The following is a 20,612-nucleotide window of genomic DNA, read 5'->3' on the forward strand; positions in this document are numbered from 1 at the left end:
ATACATTTGAGAGGTTGGCAGGCTCCTTGTATATAGGAACCGCACAGTATACACGGGGGTTAAAAATGAAAAGCGTATTGGTATCACTTGTAGTTATTGCATTCGGTGCATCAGCATTCGCAGGTCGTGGTCATCACGGTGGCGGTTACGGTCCTGGTCCAGGACATGGTCACGGTGGTGGAGGATATCATCATGGTGGTCGCGACGACAGCAACGAAGTGGCTTCAATTCTAAGTGCATACACTGGAGTTTTGATGCTGACATCGGCGACTGCTTGCGGATCCGGTGATGGTTGTGCTTACAAACAAGTGATTATGGATTCTAAGGACGATGCAGCTCTTTATATTGCTACAGAAGGTGATGAGAAGGGTGTGAAATTCGTTCGTGCAGTGGAGCTTCTTCGTAAGATGGATCCAAAAACTCAAAGTTCAGACTTTGAATTGGCTGAAGACATCATCAACTGGTAGTTGTCTAAGAAGCTATTTTCTTTTCAACATGTGACATGACTGCCTGGGTTCTTAAGTACTCGTTGTAACGAGGGTTGCCCAGGTGGTCTTCATAAACTTCAGTCCATGACTTCATCGGCGTGTAAACCACCGTCGCGTAAAGCTCTTTGCTTCCAAAAGAAAACAAATGATCTTTTCCTGTTGAATCGACTCCGCAGAAAGTATCGTAGTCCGGAAACTTCGCAATGAAGTCCTGGGTGTGATCGTGATTCACGCCTTTAAGCATATCATCCACAACATATTCAGAAGCTGAAATTTTAGTGAAGTGATAGATCGTAAATGTTCGCGGAGTGAAATTCTCGAACTGAATTTCTGATCTAACTTTTCCATAAAGTTCAAAGGCATCTTTGGCTTGAATGACTTTTCCTGTTTTCATGAATGACTTATCGGCGAGCTAGACCGGGGTCTAGAGAAAAATCTGAAAGATTTGAATAGTGTCTAAGTTTTGGTCGAAAGACGCCTCAGATTTTGGGCATAAAAAAACCCGCTCAGGGGTGAGCGGGTTTTTTACAAAAACGAAACTACTAAATACTAGTGAGCAAGTTGTGCGCAAGTAGAGTAGTTGTAACCTTGAGCAACGCACTCATTGATAGCTGCATTAGAACCACCAGAAGCGCGTGGGCAAAGGCTTGCTGCGCGAGAGTAGTCGTAACCAGTTTTAGCCATGATAGCGCTTACGTTGCAAGTCGCTGTAGTGCTTTTAGTGCAAAGAACTTTAGCTTGATCCAAGAAGTAACCTTGTTGAAGGTAGCTAGTGATACATGCGTTTGTAGAAGTTGCGAAAGCTGGAGCTGCTGCGAAAACTGAAAGAGCGATAACTAGTGATTTCATGTTAAATCCTTTTTTTAAATTTGTGTTTTTCAAACGTTAATTTCGATGGACATGATTTCGTTTATTATCGCGAAAGAGTCAATACGGCGAAGGCACAAAGCCTTCACCGTGCGTGTGAAAGGGTCTTCACAAAGCTTGTGAAATCCTTATGGGAACAGTTGGTGAAAGTGACGATTTCCCTCTTAAGATAGGGCTTTTTGGATGTCTTCGACCATGTCTTTGGGCTCGTCATTGGGAGCATATCGCTTCAAAACTTTTCCATTTTTACCAATCAAGAACTTGGTGAAGTTCCACTTGATAAGTTCGGTGCCCAAGATGCCCGGCGCAGATTCTTTCATCCATTTGTAGAGTGGGTCGGCATTACTTCCATTCACATCCACCTTGGCCATTACTGGAAATTGCACGCCGTAATTCAGTGAGCAGAACTGCTGAATCTCTTCGTTGTTGCCGGGCTCTTGCGCTCCGAATTGGTTGCAGGGAAAGCCTAATATAGTAAAGCCTTGGTCTTTGAATTTTTCGTAGAGCTCTTCCAAGCCTTTGTATTGGGGAGTGAAGCCGCATTTGCTCGCTACGTTCACGACCAGGACCACTTGGCCTTGATACTTTTCTAGTGGAATATCGTGACCTGCGGAGTCTTTAACAGTGAATGACTGAAGTGATTGTTCCATGGAGTTCTCCTAATTCTGTAATCTAGCCTAGTCGTAATCTTTATATTTGAATACAGATTTAGCGTTGTATCAAATTGAGATTTTCTGTCTGGGGACAGCTCGGTATTTCATCAAGTTAAACCCTTGTGATGCCGATATGTTACCTATGGGAATGAATATCTTTTTTCGCACATTTTCAGTTTTGATCGGCAGCTTGTTTTTGCAACCTAACGTGGTGCATGCTGAGTCTTCGATGAATGGTCGATCCTGCTCTTCGCAATATCCGTGTCCATCAGGTTATGAGTGTGTGAAGGGTGTTTCTCGTGATGATAAAACAGAGAATTATAATTGTAGGCAGAGATCGGGCTCGACTTCTGCGGCACGGGCGTCTGGGGTTGCAGGGACTACTGTTTGTTCAATGCAGTTTCAAAAATTGATGGCGCAATGCTCGAATGAAATCGCATCTACGGATGGCAATTGTGATCAAAAAAATAATCAGGGTATGAACAGCGCTTCATCGATGGCGAGTCAAATGGCTTTGGCTTATGGCGCGAAAGCGGCTTCCAGTATTTCAGAGTCCTGCACTAGCATGGCGGCATTATCTGCGACGATCAATGCGGCCGTGGCAGCTTATCGTCTGACTTGTTCCAGTGCGATTAAAGACTGTAATTCGACGTGTTCTTCGGCTCAAAGATATTTAGCAACAACGGCTGCTTGTCAAACCGACCCTAATTTGACGGCGATGAAAACCCAAGCGTCCGATTCGGTTTATCAATGTTCATCTTACACGGCAAAAATTGGTGAAGCCCAACAAGCTATGACAAACATCGCGCAAACTGCCGCGAATGCTTCTCAGTGTGCCTCGTTGACTTCGGCGGATGGAGCTACAGACCTGCCGACTCTTTGTGCGGCAAATCCAAGTCTTGCGGGTTGTGAAAACGTCGTGATGGATTGTAATAATCCATCAATGGCTTCAAATAAAGTTTGTATCTGTTCTAAAAATCCAAGTGATCCTTCTTGTTTGGGTACTTCAAATGTTGTCGGTGATTCCGGTGGTGGATTGGCGACGATTGATAATTCATCACGTACAGGTAGCTCCGCGAGTGCGAGTGATTTCACTGGCGACCTTCCAAATATTGGTATCGAACAAGCTGAGCTAAGCTCTGGCGGTAGCGATGCGGGTATTGATGGTAAGCAAGGTGGCGGCGTTTCTTTCGGTGGTTCCAGCGGTGGCAGTGGCTCCGGTGGTAAACAGGCAGGTGAAGGCACTGATCCTGCGAAAAGCACAGCTGTAAACGGTGGATTCCGTGGCGGTGGCGGCGGAGGAGGAATGTTTGGTGGAGGAGGCGGCTCTGATGGCGAAGGCCAAGGGGGCTTCTTTAATTCTGCTGCGAATGCTTTAGCTGCTAAAGGCGGGCCTGATCTTCGTCAATTCTTACCGGGTGGGGGGAAATACAATCCCAATGCTCGTGGAGTTGCGGGGGCGACGGGGCCTGATGGAATTACGGGTCCTCACACGGATATCTGGAAGAAAGTTCAGAACCGTTACCAAGTAATGAGTCCTTCTTTGCTACCTTAATTTCTTAATTATATCTTCGATCGCGGGCCGTGAATCGAGCCCGCTGCTCGCTGCATGCAGCTCCGTCGACACGCCATCGTGGCTCACCGTCGCCCGCCTTTGGCGGGTGCGCGCATCCATGCGCCGACGGAGGTCGACTTCGTGCACGCATCGATCATCGGGCTCGCTTCACGGCCCTCGGTGAACTTCTTATTAAAAATTAGATAGCTCGAAGGGAGATCGCTCTTGTTGCGATCCCTTGGATTTCTTTTTTTGGGTTGTGGCCCTTATTCTTAGATAGAAATTAGATGAGGGCGTGAAGGGATTCGATGGTTTGTTTTCTTGAGGTTGAATCTACTACTACTGTTACGCTCATGGCGCTCATTATTAGTTTGTGGGCTTGGAGTTGGGCGCCGTCCATTTTTTCTAGGACTTTTTGGGGGATTTCTGGGGAGGTGGCGCCTGTGCACGTTAGAGTTACTGTTGAGAAATCAGTTGGGTTGAGGGTGAAGCTTTTTTGAGCTTGGAGTTCGCGTTTTACTGCGCCCATTGTTTCTTGGGGGCCTGTTAGCAGGATTTCTGCGTGGTCTTTGTTGATTTCACAGTGCAAAAGTTGCGGGAAGGCGATTTGTTTTTCTTCGAACAGGGCTTGCAACTGCTTGAGGGCTTTTGCAGTGTTTTTTTCCTGGGATTTGATTTCCAGAACTGTTTCGTGGGAGTTCAGTGACAAGGCTTTGCAGGACTCGAACATATTCAATCCTTTTTTTACTAATGTGCCGTCGGAAGTTTTGTTGGATGCGGGGCCGATGTACAGTGTGACTTCGCGGACTTTGGCTAATTCCACTGAGCGGTAGTGCAGGACTTTGGCGCCCCAGAAAGTCATTTCCATTAATTGATCGTAGTTCAGCTCTTGCAAGGGCTTTGCTGATTTTACGATGTTGGGATCCGCAGTGAATACCGCGGGAACATCTTTTAGGATTTCGCAGCGTTCAGCATTGAAGGCTGCTGCCATCGCTACCGCAGAAGTATCTGAACCACCGCGACCCAATGTTGTGATTTCTTTTGTGGTTGGAGAAACACCTTGGAAGCCGGCCAGGATCACTACTTTTTCAGATTTAAGGGCTTCTTCCACGCGGAAGGCTTTGACGTCTTTGATGAATGCGTTGACGTGCGAGTCATCAGTGAAGATTCCCGCTTGGCTTCCTGTGAAACTGATCGCAGGACAACCCAAATCATTAAGTGCCATGGATACAAGCGACATACTGATACGCTCGCCCACACTCATCAACATATCCATTTCGCGACGTTGGGGGTGAGTGGAAACTTGGGCTGCTAAATCAATCAAAGAATTTGTGGTCTTACCCATCGCACTGACGACGACAATTAATGAGTTGTCGTTAGCTTGGTTTGCCACGCGTGCGGAAACGGCTTTGATCTTTTCGGGATCAGCAAGTGTAGCTCCGCCGTATTTTTGCACGATCAGGGGTTTCATGAAATGGACCTCAATCAAAACGTACTAATTGCGATTTGCAAAACTTGACGCCATCAACGCTGCACCTTTTGGTACACGAATCGCGTGTTTTCCAACCTGACGAGGAATGTACCCCAGGTACAGCTCGGCATTCAAATCTTTTAGTGATTTTCTTGTGACGCCTAAATGATCAGCAAGTGAATTCAGCTCTGTGCCGCCAGGAACATAGACGGTTTCGTACTCAAGCGGATCCATTTTTTCCAAGTCGCGAAAGCCATAAAGGTTCGGAGCTTTCGATATAAGCATCGCTGCAAGAATTTTTGGAACGTACTCTTGGGTTTCTACAGGAAGTGCAGAGAGTTTAATGAGCGTCCAGTAATCTTTGGTGCCATATTTTTTAATCTGACGACGAAGACCGTTTTCACCCATGTTGTAGCTTGCAGCAACCAAGTACCAAGAACCGAATTCTTCATACAGGTCTTTCAAATATTTAATCGCAGCCGTTGTGCTTTTATGCAAATCACGGCGCTCATCAAGCCACCAATTTTTATTCAAACCGTAACGAACACCTGTTGGCTCAATGAATTGCCAAGGGCCGACTGCTGCTGCCGAGCTGACAGCATTCGGGGCAAAACCACTTTCGATCATCACCATGTAAGCAAGATCGGTTGGCAGATTTGCTTTTCTTAATTCCGATTGAATAAAGGGCATGTACTTGTAAGAGCGCTGCAACCATTCGCGGAACCACTTGTTGCCTTTAACCTGGTAATAGGAAACCCACTTGCTGACTTTGTTATTGTAAGTCACGGGCAGATCGAAAATCAGATTGTCGGATTGAACATGCGTTGATCGCGCTGTCAGGGCCTTCAATTTCTCTTTTAAAGTCAGAGCATTTTGCGGCGCCAAAGGGCTTGGTGGAAGCATGGGTACTGCTGCCTTAGGATTGGCTTCTGCAAAGGCAGAAGCAGACATTTGAAATGTAAGCAAAGCAGCGAACAACGTTCTTCTCATAAGCCTTATTATGAAGTCGATTCTTTGACACTGTCGACAAAGAATTGCCGCCAGCGAGACACCATGACGAAGGTCCTTGCTTCGGTCAAATCGCAGAAAACTTGAGTCCATAAATTTTCATCGCGACGAAGGTCCGGTGTGGAGTTCTTTTCCTAGACTAAGATCGGTCCTGTCAAATGCTGGCATACACCTTGCTGCTCAACAGGAAGAGGGAGATCTGATGAGTGTAAAAGGCGTCTATACTGCACTGAGCGGAGCGATGGCACAAAGTACGAAACTGGATACGATCGCCAATAATCTGGCGAACGTGAACACGCCTGCGTTTAAACGCGATCAGCAACTCTTTCAAGAGTATCTGACGGCCAATGAAAAACCCCCTGAAGTTATTCAAATCCCTCGTGATGTCGCTTCGATAGAAAGCTTCTATAACATGCAGGGTGGCGACAAAAGTTATGTCGACACTAAAGGCACATTCACTGATTTCTCTCAAGGTGGTCTTAAACCTACTGGCAATACTTTAGACGTGGCGATTGATGGCAAAGGTTTCTTTGAAGTTGCAACTCCGGGGGGAGTGAAACTAACACGCGCCGGGAATTTTACATTGGATGGCAACGGTCAATTGGTAACTAAAGATGGTCATCCAGTTCTTAGAGCGGATGCCGCTGGTGGAGCAGATCCTGCTTCCCGCGTTTTCCGATTAGAGGCCGGCGGTGGTCCTATCACTATTGCAGATAATGGCGATGTGGTTCAGGGCACCAATAATTTGGGGAAACTTTCTTTGGTGAACGTGGCTAATCCCGATTCTTTGCAAAAGATGGGAAGTTCTTTGTACGGATTTAAACCCAATATGAATGCGGAAGTCACAAACATTGCGAACCCAAGTGTTCGTCAGGGTTTTATTGAAACTTCCAACGTCAACGTCGTACAAGAAATGACGGACATGATTCAAACCAACCGTGTTTTTGAAAGCACGCAAAAAGCCATCCACGCCTATGACCAAATGGCTGAGAAGATGGTTAACGTAGTTGGTAGCGTTAAGTAATAGATTTAAAAGTTTTTAGTTAGTGAGAAATTCCAGGAGGGAATTTAAATGCTTAAGAGTTTGAATACAGCGGCTACGGGCATGGCGGCACAACAGACAAATATGGATGTTATTGCCAATAATATTGCCAACTCCTCGACGTCAGGTTTCAAAAAATCACGCGCTGAGTTCGAAGATCTGATGTATCAAACTCAAAAAGAGCCAGGTGCTGTGACCGGCATGAACTCGGTTTCTCCAAACGGTGTGCAAACAGGTTTGGGCGTTCGCACAGCAGCGATTCAAAAAGATTTTGAAAATGGTAATGCGCAAGTCACAAAAAATCCTTTCGACATTCAAGTGGAAGGTGCGGGCTTTTTCCGTGTGATGACTGGCGATGGCGAAGTGGCTTACACTCGCGATGGTTCCTTCAAAAAAGATCCAACGGGTCGTTTGATTGATAAAAACGGTAATACTTTGCAGCCTGAAATCACGATTCCAGCAGGGACATCGGGGGTGGAAATTTCTCCGACAGGTGAAGTTCGCGCGGTTCAAGGTAACGAGGCTCCACAAGTGGTGGGGAATATTGATCTTACAACATTCGTGAACCCGGCTGGTTTGAAAGCTATGGGTAAAAATCTATTCACGCAAACACCAGCCAGCGGTCAACCGGTGACTTCTCGTCCGGGTTTGAATGGGACAGGCTATTTGGCGCAAGGTCAGTTGGAATCCAGCAACGTCAATATCGTTGATGAGATGGTAAACATGATCACAGCTCAACGTGCTTACGAAACAAACTCTAAAGTGATTCAAGCTTCCGATCAGATGCTTCAATCCATCAACAATTTGAGATAATTTTGATGAAAGTACTTTTGGCTCTGACTTTACTAATCAGTACTCAAGCCTTTGCAAGGCCTGAGATTTCCATTCCGGCGACGGTGGAGATTTCCCAACGTCCATTGTTGCGTTTGGGTGATGTCGCTGTTGTTAAAGGTGCCAATGAGTCTTTGGTTGCGCAAATAGAGTCGATCGTTATTCGTGAAGATGCCCGTGAACTTTTGATCTCTCAAAAACTGGAAGCCAAGGAAGTTTTGACCATTCTAAAAAATGAAATGGAAAATAACGAGGACTTCCGTAATTCCAAACCGGCGTTTCGTATTCCCAGCGTGGTGAAAGTGGAGTTTGCAAAAACTCCGGTTTCCCGCCAGGAAGTTGAACGCAAAATTACTAATTACCTAACGGCCCGCTGTGCGGATTGTGAGTACAAGATCACAATTCAATCCACGCCAAATCCAGCTAACCGTACCTGGGACCTGGATATGTCGCAGCTGAGCACGAAGGGTGGCTTCCTGTTGCCGGTCCGCGACGGAGACTCACGTCAAATTAAATGGATTTCCGGCACTATTCGCGTTTCGAAATTAACCCCCGTGACGACGAAACTGATCTCACAAGGGGAGCGTGTTAATTCCCAGGATCTTCAAATGCAAATGGTCGATGTGACCTTCGCGAAAGACAGTGGTCTTCGCATTGAAGATGCCAACGGGCAATTGGCCGCTCGTGCACTTCCCGTCGGAACTCCAGTATGGGCTTCCGATCTCAAACGTGAACCGGCAGCTAAGAGGGGACAGATTGTTAAAGCCATCATCGGCGACGACAGTTTTGAAATCTCTGTCAATGTCCAAGCAGAGGACACGGGCTACGTCGGCGACTTGATTAAGGTTAAAAATCTGGAAACACAAAAAGTTCTTTCAGCGATTATCGCTGAAAAAGGCGTGGTGAAGTTACAATGATGAATTTTGGTAAAACCCCATTCGTTAAGTTTACTGCCGTTATGGCAATTTTCACGGCAATGATCCTGGCAACAGGTTGCGCGACAGTGAATGATTTCGTCACGTCTCTTAAAGGCAAAGAAGAAAATCCTCCCTTAGAGAAAATCGATCAGGCGCCACGTTATTCAGATGCCGCGAACATGAAAGTACCAACGGATCGTCAGTATAAACGCATGACAAAAAATCGCATGGAAGAAGAATCTGAATTGCAAGCCAATGCGGGTTCCACTTGGGTGATGGAAGGACAAGGTTCATACCTGTTTGCTCAAAATAAAATGCGCCGTGAAGGTGACATGTTGAATGTGAAACTGGATGGTTCAGCGCAAAAGCAGGTTGAAACCAAAGTCAGCGTTATCAAAAAATTGTTGAAACAATTGGAAGAGCAGGAAAAAGGTGCACAAGCGCCGTTAAGCAACGGCTTGGCAGCGAATGCAGAGGGCGGCCGTGCCCCAGCCGCTGCAGCTCCAGCAGCTCCTGCAAAAGAAGAAGCTAAAGATGACAAAGAAGGATTGGCTGATGTGCAAAACATCCCGTCTAAAATTGTCGAAAAGTTGGCTGATGGAAATTACCGCGTGAAAGGTCAACAGCCCTTCATGATCGGCAAGCGTGAATACAAAGTGATTTTGACGGGCATGCTACGTCCCGAAGATTTCAATGACGAAGGCATCACGTCTCAAAAACTACTCGATCCCCAGTATGATGTTGTAAGCATCAGAAGGAACGCGACACATGAATAAACTTTTTAAAATCATCACTCTGGGTTTGGTACTGTTGGCGGCGTCTGCCGAAGTGGCTCAGGCCGCGCGTTTGAAAGACATCGCGACGATTCGTGGTGTTCGTGAAAATCAATTGATCGGTTACGGTATCGTTGTCGGCCTTAAAGGCACAGGCGATGGTAAAAATGAATTCATGAGTAAATCCATGGTGCGCATGTTTGATAAACTGGGCGTGAAACTTGAGGGTCAAGATTTCTCAAGTAAAAACGTGGCAGCAGTTATCATCACAGCGTCTATGCCAGCATTTGGTAAAGCGGGAAATCCAATCGATATTACGGTGAGTGCTATCGGTGATGCTTCATCATTGGCGGGTGGTACTTTGCTGCAATCGCCTTTGCGCGCAGGGAATGATGAAGTCTATGCAGTCGCACAAGGTTCCATCATCATTGGTGGTGATCCAAAAGATGCTCATCTAACTTCCGGCAGAATCCCTAATGGTGCGACGATTGAAAGAGATATGACAGCGGACTTTGCGACTCGCAAAATGTATCGTCTGACATTGATCAATCCTGATTTCACGACAGCGGCCCGTTCTGTGTTGACCATCAACAAAGAGCTTGGCGGCCACTATGCCTCTGCAAAAGATGGCGGTACGATTGATATTATCACGCCATTTGCCTATGAAAATCGCGGTGTCGAGTTGCTCGCAACGATCGAATCTATCGACATCAATCCTGATATGAAAGCGCGTGTTGTTGTGAATGAAAAAACCGGCACGATCGTGATCGGTGATAAGGTGAAGATTTCAAAAGTTGCGATCTCTCATGGTTCACTCTCTGTGAAAGTGGGCGATGGCAAAAAAGGAACTGTTGAAGAAAAGGTCGCAGTTCTTGAACCGGGTGTCAGTGTCGGGGATCTTGTGCAGGCTCTTAACAAAATGGGAGTCACGCCAAAAGACCTGATAACTATACTTCAGTCCATCAAGGCAGCTGGAGCTTTGCACGGGGAACTCGAAGTATTATGAAATTTTTGTTTCATAATGACGCACCTTTTAATAAACTGAATTTATATGTCTTAGACACATGGAAGTGTTTAGGACGCGGGGAGGGTGAGGAAGAGATCGCGAACCATGGATGGTCAAGAGTACAAGTTTTCTCGCAGGAAACAGAAGCAAAAGATCAGCAAGGTCACGGAGTGACCAAATTGAGCCGAAGCTACACTCTAAAGAGTCAAGTACAGGATGTACATGATTCTCCGAATCTCACTCCCCATTTTTTTTCTCTTTCTCTTAGTTCTATAGACGACGACGGATTGGCGAAAGGCTCCAAGCGGAGCTTTTCTCTTCGGACAGTCCTCGCTCATGATGGTTCAATTCAATTAGTATGAAACGTGGTTCGATGTTTTTCTTTCTTTCTTCATTTCCCACAGTGCTGCGGAACTTGATAAAAGCTCCGCTTGGAGCCTTTCGCCAATCCTCATTACTAGATTCTGAGAGTAATAAAAATACATTGGGGAGTGATTCGGGAAATGTGCATCTGTCTCGCTCTGGAGGTAGCTTCGAAGTCCCTGTGGCGTCGGGGAATCATCTTCTTCCGTTTGTTCCGGTTAAGTATGTGGCTTCTGTTTCTTTGGTTGTGTTTGGCTTGCTTGCTTTGCAAGCTCGCGCGGAGATGATGGAGATTCCTTTGAAGGTTAATCCGGCTGTGCAGGCGCAGTTGGAGGCTCGGGAGAAGGCGGAGGCGGAGGCTAAAGTTGCGGCCGCTGCTGCTGCGCAGGCCGCTAAGAGTGGGCAGGTTGTGGATTCGGCTGCTGTTGCTGATCGGGCTAAGTTTAAGGCTTTGCCTTCTCGGTTTATGGGTAGGCCTCAGCAGAAGTCGGCTGATGAGAAGTTGAAGGATGTTTCTAAGATGTATGAGAAACATTTTTTGGGCGAGATGATGAAAGCTATGCGATCCACTGTTCATGAGAGTGGATTTATTCAGGTGAATCAGGCGGAGAAGATTTTTCGTGAGCAGCTTGATGGTGAGTATGTTGATAAGTGGAGTGAGAAGGGTGGCATTGGGCTTTCTTCGATGATCTATGATCAATTGGTGCAACGTTATGGTGCGCAGTTGGGGATTGCTAAGAAAGAATTGAAACCTATGGGGCCGATTGCTTTGAATGAGAAAAGTAATTTTACGGCTCATCAATTTCGTCATCCTGGGCGTGCAAAAGATTCTATGTCATATCGCATTTCTCGAACCGCTCCTCCGGTTGCGGGGGCAAAAGCTGTTGAGGCATCTGAAAATCAGGTGAAAGCCCCATGGGGTGGGACTTTGCGGGCTGTGCGTAACTTAGTGGATAAGCAAACAATGGTGGAAATTGAGCACGACAATGGTCTAAAAAGCCAGGTCGTGTTTTTGGGCGAAGTGTCTCAGATTGAGACAGGTAAAAAGGTCCAAGCTGGCGAGACCCTTGGCATTTTGAGCTCAGAGGCAAAAAGCCTTTATTGGACAGTGGAACCAGACCATCCGACAGGACAAGAAACTGTCTCAGAATGATTTGGTAGAAATGTCTCGATATGGTACTATGTTAAGAATAGAAAGAGTGTTTTGTAACACTCACGGACTCTGAACTTCAGAGTTAGAAAGAGGAGCTGTCGATGAAAATTACACACAACAAAGTAGGTCAAAATCTGAACCTTACTGATGCTGGTAAATCCGACAAAGCTGCGGGCGTAGCAGGTAAAGCTGCAAGCAAAATTGCTGACGTAAAAGCGGATGCAATTGCGCAAGCTCAAGATGAATCTTCAAAAGTTCAATTGTCTCCTCGCGCACAAGAAGCGAAACGCATCAAGGAATTGGCAATGTCAGCTCCAGATGTTGATGAAGCGAAAGTTGCGAAGTTCCGCGATATGATCGACAAAGGAACTTACAAAGTTGATGCGAAATCAATCGCAGACAAAATGGTTGATGAACACTTAGAATTCTAATTTAAAATCTCAGTGTTGGGGAGTGCACGATAAACTACTCCCGCCATCAGCCAAGGATGACTGATGGATCTCCAAGAACCGTCTGAAGTAAAAGGCGACTTGTCCGCCAAAGCTTCAGCGAAGGCGGAAGGATAAATACAATGGATGTAGCAGTAGCAGAAAGAGCGTTTCAGAAGCTCGAAGCCAACCTTGAAGAACTCACCAAAATTTACCGCACTCTTCTTGATCTTGTTCGCAAAGAAAAAGAAATCCTGATCCGTGCGGATCGTGAAGCCTTGGATGAAAACAACTCCATCAAAGAAGAATTGCTCTATAAACTAAGAGCACAGGATTCTTTGCGTTCCCGTTATGCAATGGACCTTGCGGGGGTTATTGGCGGCGACGTGGAAAATCCACGTTTGTTGGAGTTGGCTCAGAAGATGGCTTTCAATCCAGCAGCAGCGGATCGCTTGCGCACGCAGCATGCGGCCTTGGATATGCTGATCAAACGCATTACCGAAATTAATAAATCCAATGAAGAGCACGCGCAAACTGCGCTACAAACTTTGAATGGTGCCTTGGATAATATTAAAGAAACTTTGTCTGGTAAGAAAACTTACGAGAAAAAGGGCGGCTACAAGTCAGGCCCTCAAGTTTCCGGTAACTTCGTCAGCAAGGAAGCCTAGGCTAGTTCCTAAACCTATACTGTTGAAGTACACTAGGTATTAGTAATAAGTAAACGAACCAACCCCACGGATTACCAGGATGGTGATCTCTAGGAGACAGAATGTCGAAGATTTCGGCAATGATGGACACCGGCAAACGCTCTCTGATGAATTCTCAGACAGCGTTGCAAACGGTCGGTCATAACATCGCCAATAAATCCACGGAAGGTTTCTCTCGTCAAAGAGTGGAACTTCTTTCGAACGTTCCTATTGGTGAGGGTGGTTTGCAAATCGGTATGGGTGCCCGTGCCGGTGTCGTAACTCGCGTTAATAATCCTTGGTTAGAAAAACAAATTCAAAAAGAAGGCATGACCATGGGATTTGAAGATTCCCGTGCTGATGGTCTTTCTCGTGTTGAACAAATTTATAATGAACAAAATAATAAAGGTCTGAACCAATACGTTACGGACTTTTTCAATGGTTTCCGTGAACTTTCCAATAACCCGGAGTCATTGGCTTCCCGTACAATGGTGCGTGAGTCAGCTGTGGGGATGGTAAAAGATTTCGGTCGCGTGACGTCTCAGTTGCGTGGCGTTCAGGAAGACCTTGATGCCCAAATCAAAACAACTGTCGGCGAAGTGAATGAGATCACCAAAGAGATCGCTTCCCTGAATGAAAAAATTCAAACAGTTGAGGTTTCAAAAGTTCCGGCGAATGATGAACGTGATCGTCGAGATCTTTTGCTTAAAAAGCTGGGCGATAAAATCGATATCACTTGGGCTGAAGGTAAAGATGGCATGGTTTCCGTAACTGCGGGTCGTACAGCGATCCTGGTTTCCGGAACAGGTGCGTCTGAATTGAAAGCTCGTCAAACGGATACTCGTGACCGTATGGAGATCTTCTATCAAGGCACAGGAACTCCGGCGAATGTGACTGAGCAGATTTCGGGTGGTCGTATTGGTGGTGCTTTGGATGTTCGTGACCATGTGATCGAAGATCTATTGGGTCATATCGACAATCTGGCTTACACATTGGCGACAGAAGTAAATAGAGCCCATATCGAAGGTTTCGATCGTAATGGCAACACAGGCGTTTTGTTCTTTGAACAACCCGAATCTGTGAAGGGTGCCGCAGCAAACATGGCGATGAATAAAACTATTTTCAATGACGTTTCCAGAATCGCAGCCGGCTCTCGTGCGGATGCAGCTGGTGACAATACAGTCGCGAACGTAATCTCGTCTTTGCAATATAAGCAAGTGATGGATGGCGGAACGGCGACAATGGACGACTATTACAACACGCAAGTGGGTCAAGTCGGTGCCATGGTTCAGCGTGCAGTAAAGTCGCAGGAATCACAAAAGAACGTCATCAGTCAGTTGACGAATATCAGGGAATCCATCAGCGGTGTTTCTTTGGATGAAGAGACCACGAAAATGATCGAGTTCCAAAAAACTTATGATGCTTCTGCACGTTTAATCAAAACGGCGGATGAGATGTTCGACACAGTTCTTAACTTGAAACGTCTATAAGCGGCGGTAGCCGAGCAGAGCTGTAGCTGAAGCAGCGAAGGATATGAAATGAGAATCGCGGATAAAATGGCTTTCAATCAGGTGAATCAGAACGTGGGCAAAAATCGCTCCGATATGTCTGATTTGCAGAATCAAGCCGCGACTCAAAAGCGTATCAATAAGCCTTCGGATGATCCGTTGTCTGCAGCGCGTGTCCTGGCGGCTCGTACTGAAGAGCATGGGAATTCCCAATTCATTAAAAATATTAATAACGCCAAATCTTTCCTGGAGTTCTCGGATCAGTCACTCGGCGAGTTGTCTGATGCCTTGGTTCGTGCGAAAGAACTTGCGATCTCTCAGTCCAATGATGCCAGCGGTAACGCTGAGACACGTATGGTGACGGCATCTGAGATTGGGCAAATTTATAATCAAGCTGTACAGATCGGTAACCGTAAGTTGGGTGAGCGATATGTGTTTGGCGGTTACAAAACTCAAACAGCTCCTTTCGATCACTCTGGAAACTATTTCGGTGACGATGGGGATATGAAAATCCAAACCAACAAAGACTCTTTCGTTGCCATGAATATTTCTGGCAATAAAATATTCACAGGGCGTGGTTTGGATGGGGATGGCGTGGTTCGTCCTCGTTACGAGACTCCAACGACAGTTCAAGAAGTTCAGGAGTTCAAACAGGAAGAAATGGAGCGTCTTCAGAAAAATGAAGACGTGGAGCGCAATTTCTTAATGACTCGCGGTCCCGCAGGTGAGTTTGAAGGTAACGGCAAGCACAAGCAAGACCCGGTTACTGGTGCTCGAGGGGTGAATATTTTCTCGGTTCTTAAGGGCCTGGAAACCAGTCTGAAAGCGAATGACAAGGTCGGTGTCCAGGAGACGATGGATCTTCTAGATCAAGCGATTTCCCAAGTAGTTCTCGCTCGTTCCGAGGTTGGGTCCAGAGTTATGTCCGTAAATAACACCATGGATTCTCTCCAAAAAGCGATCGTGGACAACAAAGCGACGGCTTCCCAATTGGAAGACGCTGATGCGTTCCAAGTTATCTCTGACATCAATAAGACTGATAGCACCCTTAAGGCGACTCTCGAAACGTCGGGTAAGCTAATTCAACCAAGCCTTCTTGACTTCCTAAGATAAAAATAATACCTACAGTTCCGCTAAATTTTACCGATAACGACTGCAGCAAAAGGAGTTGTCATGCTGGTTCTCACACGGAAGTTGGGTGAAAGCATCGCTATCGATGATCACATAAAGATCAGAGTAGTACAAATCAAAGGGAAACAGGTTCGTTTAGGAATCGAAGCCCCTAAAGACACTAAGATTCACCGCGAAGAAGTGTACGTCGCCATTCAAGAACAGAATGTGCAATCCGCTGATGTCTCCGCAGACAAATCTCGTTCTGTCGCTAAGCTTTTAAAGCCCTAAGGGGCTTATTGAGGGATGTGCCGCTAAGCAGGCACTTTCCGCGTTGGTCGTCGTCGCTGTACAGGAGTACAGCTTCCTCCTTCCGCCTTGAAATTGCCTACTTATCGACACATCTGTTTTGCGTTTTCTGGCTTCCGCTTTGCGGGTTCGCGCCCTTTGGGCTGCTGGGAGCGGGTGTGACGTGCGTCAAATTCATTAAATTTTATTGAGTCTCCCTGGATTTAGGTCCAGATTTATAGTTGTACTTACCCGAAGTGTATCCTGGCGTGTCTAAGATATGGGTAAGTCCGCTTTGTCCAGAGGGGGAATTGAATGATCATTTCAACATCGAGATTCGGCCAAGTTGAGCTGAAACAAGAAGATGTTCTGACTTTTCCGGAAGGTCTATTGGGCTTTGCGGATCTAAGAAAGTTCGTTCTTCTCGATGATCCAAGTGATGAGATCTTCGCTTGGTTGCAAAGCTGTGAAGCTGCGCAAATCGCATTTCCTGTCCTAGAGCCTGAGTTGTTCGCACCAGCTTACAAAGCTAACCTGACTAAAGGTGACATGGAGTCGATCAAGCTTTCAGCAACAGACAAAGCGCGCTTCTTCTCTATCGTGACTATCCCTGATGATCCGACACAAATGACTGCAAACTTGAAAGCTCCCGTAGTGATCAACGTTGCCGAAAAAATTGCTCGTCAGTGTGTTTTGCAAGATAACAACTTGGCGATCCGTGAACCTATCTTCACGAAGCTTCAACAACGTGTTGTGCAAAATCCTGCAGTGGCGATCAAAAATCAATCCACTGGTATCGATGTAGCGACAAAGCTTCACATCGTAAGAGACGCAGAACTGTAAAAGTTAATACAACGAATGATATGGAACAGGCTTCGATTAAACACCGAAGCCTTTTTTATTACCCGCGAAAAGCCTTTTCTCCTCGAAGAACCATGTTATCCTTGTGTGACCTTTGGAGGCTCGATCTGATGAAGTTATGGGGATTCCTGACACTGCTTACAAGCAGTTTCATTCTAACAGCGACACTGCCTGCGATGGCGGCGCCGGTGCCTCATATCTCCCTGTTTTGGGAAGTTCAGAATTGGGAATCTGTTTTTGGAGTGGTCACTGCAGCGACAGCGAATGAGAAATTCGAAAAAGGCAGCCGCGAACTTTTTAAATCTCAAAAAATTGATCTGACTCAGCCCTTTGCCAAAATCGAATTCGACGGCAACAAAGTTCGCATCCAAGGTTTGGATGAACCATTGATCATGGGAGCAACAGCGGCGGAGTTCTCTTATCAAAACGTGGCATTCACTTACAAACCAAAGAAAAGTGTAAAGTCCAACTTCGAAGAAATGCGCAAAGTTTGGAAAGGGTTTCCGGAATTGAATTTTCCAGCAAGTCTTTCAAACCGTAATCTCGCAAGCTCCGAAACTCCCGTGTATGCCACGCTATTTACGATCGTCGGTGCGGCAGCAACACTGGGTGATACCGGTATCCCTGTCGGTGGTTACTTCGGTTTTAAATGGTACAAAAATTCGGCAGAGCCCATTCTGTTGGAGTGTAGCCCCGGTAAAAGCGCTCAGGTGAAGGGCAAGGACCGTTTGGTGGTGGAGGCCCTTCCAGATGGTCAGCAAGTATTTTACAGCGAATCTGGAGGCCAAAAGGGCATTCAAGGGGAGCTTGAGAAAATCACTCTGCGCGGGAAAGAAAGTTTCGCAATCACCAACGGCAATGAAGCCGTGAATGATTTGCGAATCGCCGATGCAGTTGAATTAAATAAAAAATTAATGGCGATGAAGACTTTGTGCTCAAATCCTGAAGAAGTTGAACACTTCAACAATTCATCCCGCCGAATCCAGGAAGCTATCAATGCAGGAAAAGTAAAGCTTGCCTCTGAACACCGCGCTTCAAACTCGGTCAAAGATCCCGACTCCGTCTCCGGCATCCGCTAAAAAGGTGCCAGGTCCTGTCTCTTGTCGCATGCCGTGCATTGAATCGCAGTGTGTGTCCAATCCCGGAACCCAACATAATCGTGTGCTCTCTTTTTTCGCGCATGTAAAACACTCGAGTATTTTTTTTAGTAGAAAACTTGCGAGGAGAACATCAATCCGATGACGTCGATAGCGGACTGATTGTTAGCGTTTGGAAGGACTTTATAATAATAAGATCCAAGAACGATTTCGTTGGCCCGTTGTTTGATGATTAATCCTGCACTGTAAAGCTGCGCTTCGCTGTTCGCGAGTTTGGAGTAAGCAAGGCCCGCGACTGGTTGCCACTTGTTTGCGGTAGGCATTTTCCAACCCAAACTGTAGACGAAGTTTTCATCGGATTTTTTATTGTCGCCGTTATAATCTTTCGCATCGCTGCCGCCGCTATAGGAGACGTCGAAATAGAGTTCTTGCGCTAAAATTTTAAACTTTTGCCCAAGTACCGCTCCGACGGATGAAGTTCTGGAAGGCCTGTATGATCTTGATTCCTCTTGGGGAGTTGTGGGAGTTGAAGAGTTCGTTGAAGAGGAGTAGTAAGCACCTTCCGACAAAATAGGTGAACTCTGCAGACTTATATTTATTCCTAGGTTGTAAATATCTGTCGGTTTCCAGAGTGCCGCGGCGATTGCCAAGGGTTGGATTTCCTTTTGAAATGTCTGAGAGTATTGTGTTGCTAAGCTGGTAGGGCCTGTCACCTGTGTGTAGGTATACGTTTCTTGAGTGGTGTAGATACCGCCTAAAGTAAATCCCCAAGCAAGTGTATCATCCCAAGGGCGTCCATAAGCGAAACCACCCATTAAAATATTACTCTTGAGTGCAAGGCGCAGCGCCAGATTGTAACCTGTGAGTGGTGACGTATGGCTTTGAGAAACATTAAAGGCCACGGGATTTGCGATAAATATCGCAGCATGTCCTTTCGCCAAGGGAGACGTTGTGCTGGCCAAGGTTGGACGAATGATCACTGTGGAGCTATTGCCCATATTGGGGATTTCAAAACTTTGCTGTTCTAGGGCGTTACCGCTAAGGGTGACGCTGACGTTGTTGTCGTCCAGAAATCCCAAGCCCGCAGGATTATAAATTGCATTTCCTGGTGAGGCCGAAAGTGCAGCGCCAGTGTTGGCCATCAAGGCTTCAATATGACCCACCGGAAAAGTCATCTCTGAAAAGCTGAGTTGAGAATAAAATAAAGTCGAGCAGAAGATGGCGAATAAGTGAAATCTCATTCGCCAATTAGACTATGTCGTTTCCAATTGTGGCAAAGATTTTTCAGTTTTTGCGCCCAGGCGTTTCAAATCTTCGACTTGATCGATCAGATTGCCACGACCGTCGGAAAGCTTTTTAGTGACTTCCTCGTGCGCTTTTTGAGCGGCTCCTAGTTTTTCTCCAAGGTTTTGGATGTCTTTCAAAAGATTCGCGAATTTTTCGTAAAGCAAGCCACCGCGCTTGGCGATTTCCAAAGCGTTCTTTTCCTGGCGGTCTTGTTTCCACAAAGCCGTGACCGTTCTGAGTGTCGCGAGCAATGTCGTGGGGCTGACGATCGCTATATTGCGCTCCCAAGCGTATTGGAAGATGTCTGGTTTCAATTTAAATGCCAAAGCAAATGCTGGTTCCAAAGGCATGAACAGGATCACGAAGTCTGGAGAAATCAATTTATCAGCCGCGTGATATTTTTTCTCGGACAAACCGTCGATGTGTTTTTTCAAAGAATCGATATGGAATTTCCCGAACCGTTCTTGCTCTTCCAAGGTTTCAGCTGACGAGTATTGTTCGTAGGCCACCAAAGTCATTTTAGAATCCACGATCAAGTGTTTGCTGTCTGGAAGGTTCACAATCACGTCAGGACGAAGCATCTGACCGTCTTCACCACGCAGATCCATATCCACGCCTTGAACGACGTATTCTTCGCCTTTGCGCAGGCCCGAACGTTCCAAGATATTTTCCAGGATCAACTCGCCCCAATTGCCTTGGGTTTTTGTTTCGCCTTTAAGGGCCTTGGTCAAATTCTGAGTTTCCGTGGACATCACTTTGTTCAGTTCCATTAACTTTGTCAGCTCGCCACGCAAAACACCGCGCTCGGAACGTTCCGTGGAGTAGGATTCTTCGACTTTCTTTTCAAAGTCTTTGATGCGTTCTTTAAGTGGCTCCAAAACAGAAGCTATATTTTTGTGATTTTGATCGGTGAACTTTGCGGACTTTTCTTCAAAAATCTTTTGAGCCATGTTCTCAAACTGAGTGTTCATGCGGTTTGCGAGTTCTTCTTGCTGTTTGCGAGCTTCACTCATGAGAGATTTAGATTCACTGAGGTTCTGCGTCAGAAGTTCGTTCTTCATTTGCAAAGATTGAACATCCGCCAGGAGCTGGGACTTTTCAGCCATCGCCTGTGCTTTAGATTTGAAATAAACGATTACTCCGGCAATCAATGCGCCTGCAAAAAAAGCGATCAGGGTTACAAAGTTCACGCGGTTCCTCCTGTTGGGTTCACGAATCAG

At 46.2% G+C, this 20,612-nt stretch carries 22 protein-coding genes; 15 read left to right on the forward strand and 7 right to left on the reverse strand.

What is annotated here, in order from left to right:
* Window positions 1-65 precede the first annotated feature (65 nt).
* A complete protein-coding gene (locus DOM22_RS02295) occupies window positions 66-467 on the forward strand; it encodes a DUF2388 domain-containing protein (protein WP_142698835.1) in 402 nt (133 codons plus the stop codon).
* 4 nt (window positions 468-471) lie between these two features.
* Here the strand turns inward: DOM22_RS02295 and DOM22_RS02300 are convergent, their stop codons facing one another.
* The 3 genes from DOM22_RS02300 to DOM22_RS02310 form a co-directional block, all read right to left on the reverse strand.
* Window positions 472-882: a hypothetical protein gene (locus tag DOM22_RS02300; protein ID WP_142698836.1), complete on the reverse strand. Its 411-nt coding sequence runs from the start codon at window positions 880-882 to the stop codon at window positions 472-474.
* Between the two features lie 155 nt (window positions 883-1,037).
* Window positions 1,038-1,337 carry a hypothetical protein gene (locus tag DOM22_RS02305; RefSeq protein ID WP_142698837.1) on the reverse strand — a complete coding sequence of 100 codons (300 nt, stop codon included), beginning with the start codon at window positions 1,335-1,337 and terminating at the stop codon, window positions 1,038-1,040.
* A 182-nt stretch (window positions 1,338-1,519) separates the two neighbouring features.
* On the reverse strand, window positions 1,520-2,005 hold the full coding sequence (locus tag DOM22_RS02310; RefSeq protein ID WP_142698838.1) for a glutathione peroxidase: 486 nt from the start codon (window positions 2,003-2,005) through the stop codon (window positions 1,520-1,522).
* Between the two features lie 151 nt (window positions 2,006-2,156).
* On the opposite strand from DOM22_RS02310, the gene DOM22_RS20135 reads away from it, so the two are divergent.
* Complete coding sequence (locus DOM22_RS20135) at window positions 2,157-3,563, forward strand: hypothetical protein (protein ID WP_256373291.1); 1,407 nt, start codon at window positions 2,157-2,159, stop codon at window positions 3,561-3,563.
* A 283-nt stretch (window positions 3,564-3,846) separates the two neighbouring features.
* On the opposite strand, the gene DOM22_RS02320 is transcribed toward DOM22_RS20135, so the two are convergent.
* Both DOM22_RS02320 and DOM22_RS02325 read right to left on the reverse strand, forming a co-directional pair.
* Complete coding sequence (locus tag DOM22_RS02320; protein ID WP_142698839.1) at window positions 3,847-5,034, reverse strand: aspartate kinase; 1,188 nt, start codon at window positions 5,032-5,034, stop codon at window positions 3,847-3,849.
* Between the two features lie 24 nt (window positions 5,035-5,058).
* Entirely contained in the window at window positions 5,059-6,024 is a 966-nt protein-coding gene (locus DOM22_RS02325) for a lytic transglycosylase domain-containing protein (RefSeq protein ID WP_142698840.1), read from the reverse strand.
* Between the two features lie 220 nt (window positions 6,025-6,244).
* On the opposite strand from DOM22_RS02325, the gene flgF reads away from it, so the two are divergent.
* The 13 genes from flgF to DOM22_RS02390 all read left to right on the forward strand — a co-directional run bounded on the left by flgF (window position 6,245) and on the right by DOM22_RS02390 (window position 18,087).
* Window positions 6,245-7,066 (forward strand): flagellar basal-body rod protein FlgF, encoded by an 822-nt coding sequence (gene flgF / locus DOM22_RS02330; RefSeq protein WP_142698841.1) that lies wholly within the window; start codon window positions 6,245-6,247, stop codon window positions 7,064-7,066.
* Between the two features lie 48 nt (window positions 7,067-7,114).
* Window positions 7,115-7,897, forward strand: coding sequence for a flagellar basal-body rod protein FlgG (flgG, locus tag DOM22_RS02335; protein WP_142698842.1), 783 nt, complete (start codon window positions 7,115-7,117; stop codon window positions 7,895-7,897).
* 5 nt (window positions 7,898-7,902) lie between these two features.
* A complete protein-coding gene (gene flgA / locus DOM22_RS02340) occupies window positions 7,903-8,832 on the forward strand; it encodes a flagellar basal body P-ring formation chaperone FlgA (RefSeq protein WP_142698843.1) in 930 nt (309 codons plus the stop codon).
* Window positions 8,829-9,608 carry a flagellar basal body L-ring protein FlgH gene (locus DOM22_RS02345; RefSeq protein ID WP_246845813.1) on the forward strand — a complete coding sequence of 260 codons (780 nt, stop codon included), beginning with the start codon at window positions 8,829-8,831 and terminating at the stop codon, window positions 9,606-9,608. Before flgA ends, DOM22_RS02345 begins: the two co-directional genes overlap by 4 nt.
* A complete protein-coding gene (locus DOM22_RS02350; RefSeq protein WP_142698845.1) occupies window positions 9,601-10,611 on the forward strand; it encodes a flagellar basal body P-ring protein FlgI in 1,011 nt (336 codons plus the stop codon). The genes DOM22_RS02345 and DOM22_RS02350 overlap by 8 nt, the downstream gene beginning before the upstream one ends.
* Before the next feature lie 544 nt (window positions 10,612-11,155).
* Window positions 11,156-12,127 carry a rod-binding protein gene (locus DOM22_RS02355; RefSeq protein ID WP_246845814.1) on the forward strand — a complete coding sequence of 324 codons (972 nt, stop codon included), beginning with the start codon at window positions 11,156-11,158 and terminating at the stop codon, window positions 12,125-12,127.
* 101 nt (window positions 12,128-12,228) lie between these two features.
* On the forward strand, window positions 12,229-12,558 hold the full coding sequence (gene flgM, locus DOM22_RS02360) for a flagellar biosynthesis anti-sigma factor FlgM (protein WP_142698846.1): 330 nt from the start codon (window positions 12,229-12,231) through the stop codon (window positions 12,556-12,558).
* Between the two features lie 140 nt (window positions 12,559-12,698).
* The gene (locus DOM22_RS02365) at window positions 12,699-13,223 is read left to right on the forward strand and encodes a flagellar protein FlgN (protein ID WP_142698847.1); all 525 of its coding nucleotides are present in this window, start codon (window positions 12,699-12,701) and stop codon (window positions 13,221-13,223) included.
* Between the two features lie 101 nt (window positions 13,224-13,324).
* Window positions 13,325-14,731 (forward strand): flagellar hook-associated protein FlgK, encoded by a 1,407-nt coding sequence (flgK, locus tag DOM22_RS02370; protein WP_142698848.1) that lies wholly within the window; start codon window positions 13,325-13,327, stop codon window positions 14,729-14,731.
* Window positions 14,732-14,779: 48 nt separating this feature from the next.
* On the forward strand, window positions 14,780-15,862 hold the full coding sequence (gene flgL / locus DOM22_RS02375; RefSeq protein ID WP_142698849.1) for a flagellar hook-associated protein FlgL: 1,083 nt from the start codon (window positions 14,780-14,782) through the stop codon (window positions 15,860-15,862).
* Window positions 15,863-15,922: 60 nt separating this feature from the next.
* Window positions 15,923-16,150 carry a carbon storage regulator CsrA gene (csrA, locus tag DOM22_RS02380; protein WP_142698850.1) on the forward strand — a complete coding sequence of 76 codons (228 nt, stop codon included), beginning with the start codon at window positions 15,923-15,925 and terminating at the stop codon, window positions 16,148-16,150.
* Between the two features lie 312 nt (window positions 16,151-16,462).
* On the forward strand, window positions 16,463-16,990 hold the full coding sequence (gene fliW, locus DOM22_RS02385; protein ID WP_142698851.1) for a flagellar assembly protein FliW: 528 nt from the start codon (window positions 16,463-16,465) through the stop codon (window positions 16,988-16,990).
* 128 nt (window positions 16,991-17,118) lie between these two features.
* A complete protein-coding gene (locus DOM22_RS02390) occupies window positions 17,119-18,087 on the forward strand; it encodes a hypothetical protein (RefSeq protein WP_142698852.1) in 969 nt (322 codons plus the stop codon).
* Window positions 18,088-18,212: 125 nt separating this feature from the next.
* Here DOM22_RS02390 and DOM22_RS02395 read toward each other — a convergent pair whose 3' ends face one another.
* The gene (locus tag DOM22_RS02395; RefSeq protein WP_142698853.1) at window positions 18,213-19,346 is read right to left on the reverse strand and encodes a hypothetical protein; all 1,134 of its coding nucleotides are present in this window, start codon (window positions 19,344-19,346) and stop codon (window positions 18,213-18,215) included.
* A gap of 12 nt (window positions 19,347-19,358) precedes the next feature.
* Window positions 19,359-20,582, reverse strand: coding sequence for a DNA recombination protein RmuC (locus DOM22_RS02400; protein ID WP_246845815.1), 1,224 nt, complete (start codon window positions 20,580-20,582; stop codon window positions 19,359-19,361).
* Between the last annotated feature and the right edge of the window lie 30 nt (window positions 20,583-20,612).

The organism is Bdellovibrio sp. ZAP7, from assembly GCF_006874645.1.
In the GTDB taxonomy this organism is placed as follows: Bacteria; Bdellovibrionota; Bdellovibrionia; order Bdellovibrionales; family Bdellovibrionaceae; genus Bdellovibrio.

What these genes read in the sequence shown, in the direction of transcription:
- DOM22_RS02295 (WP_142698835.1), top strand. Translation starts at nt 66, where the DNA reads ATGAAAAGCGTATTGGTATCACTTGTAGTTATTGCATTCGGTGCATCA.
- DOM22_RS02300 (WP_142698836.1), bottom strand. Translation starts at nt 882, where the DNA reads ATGAAAACAGGAAAAGTCATTCAAGCCAAAGATGCCTTTGAACTTTAT.
- DOM22_RS02305 (WP_142698837.1), bottom strand. Translation starts at nt 1,337, where the DNA reads ATGAAATCACTAGTTATCGCTCTTTCAGTTTTCGCAGCAGCTCCAGCT.
- DOM22_RS02310 (WP_142698838.1), bottom strand. Translation starts at nt 2,005, where the DNA reads ATGGAACAATCACTTCAGTCATTCACTGTTAAAGACTCCGCAGGTCAC.
- DOM22_RS20135 (WP_256373291.1), top strand. Translation starts at nt 2,157, where the DNA reads ATGAATATCTTTTTTCGCACATTTTCAGTTTTGATCGGCAGCTTGTTT.
- DOM22_RS02320 (WP_142698839.1), bottom strand. Translation starts at nt 5,034, where the DNA reads ATGAAACCCCTGATCGTGCAAAAATACGGCGGAGCTACACTTGCTGAT.
- DOM22_RS02325 (WP_142698840.1), bottom strand. Translation starts at nt 6,024, where the DNA reads ATGAGAAGAACGTTGTTCGCTGCTTTGCTTACATTTCAAATGTCTGCT.
- flgF (WP_142698841.1), top strand. Translation starts at nt 6,245, where the DNA reads ATGAGTGTAAAAGGCGTCTATACTGCACTGAGCGGAGCGATGGCACAA.
- flgG (WP_142698842.1), top strand. Translation starts at nt 7,115, where the DNA reads ATGCTTAAGAGTTTGAATACAGCGGCTACGGGCATGGCGGCACAACAG.
- flgA (WP_142698843.1), top strand. Translation starts at nt 7,903, where the DNA reads ATGAAAGTACTTTTGGCTCTGACTTTACTAATCAGTACTCAAGCCTTT.
- DOM22_RS02345 (WP_246845813.1), top strand. Translation starts at nt 8,829, where the DNA reads ATGATGAATTTTGGTAAAACCCCATTCGTTAAGTTTACTGCCGTTATG.
- DOM22_RS02350 (WP_142698845.1), top strand. Translation starts at nt 9,601, where the DNA reads ATGAATAAACTTTTTAAAATCATCACTCTGGGTTTGGTACTGTTGGCG.
- flgM (WP_142698846.1), top strand. Translation starts at nt 12,229, where the DNA reads ATGAAAATTACACACAACAAAGTAGGTCAAAATCTGAACCTTACTGAT.
- DOM22_RS02365 (WP_142698847.1), top strand. Translation starts at nt 12,699, where the DNA reads ATGGATGTAGCAGTAGCAGAAAGAGCGTTTCAGAAGCTCGAAGCCAAC.
- flgK (WP_142698848.1), top strand. Translation starts at nt 13,325, where the DNA reads ATGTCGAAGATTTCGGCAATGATGGACACCGGCAAACGCTCTCTGATG.
- flgL (WP_142698849.1), top strand. Translation starts at nt 14,780, where the DNA reads ATGAGAATCGCGGATAAAATGGCTTTCAATCAGGTGAATCAGAACGTG.
- csrA (WP_142698850.1), top strand. Translation starts at nt 15,923, where the DNA reads ATGCTGGTTCTCACACGGAAGTTGGGTGAAAGCATCGCTATCGATGAT.
- fliW (WP_142698851.1), top strand. Translation starts at nt 16,463, where the DNA reads ATGATCATTTCAACATCGAGATTCGGCCAAGTTGAGCTGAAACAAGAA.
- DOM22_RS02390 (WP_142698852.1), top strand. Translation starts at nt 17,119, where the DNA reads ATGAAGTTATGGGGATTCCTGACACTGCTTACAAGCAGTTTCATTCTA.
- DOM22_RS02395 (WP_142698853.1), bottom strand. Translation starts at nt 19,346, where the DNA reads ATGAGATTTCACTTATTCGCCATCTTCTGCTCGACTTTATTTTATTCT.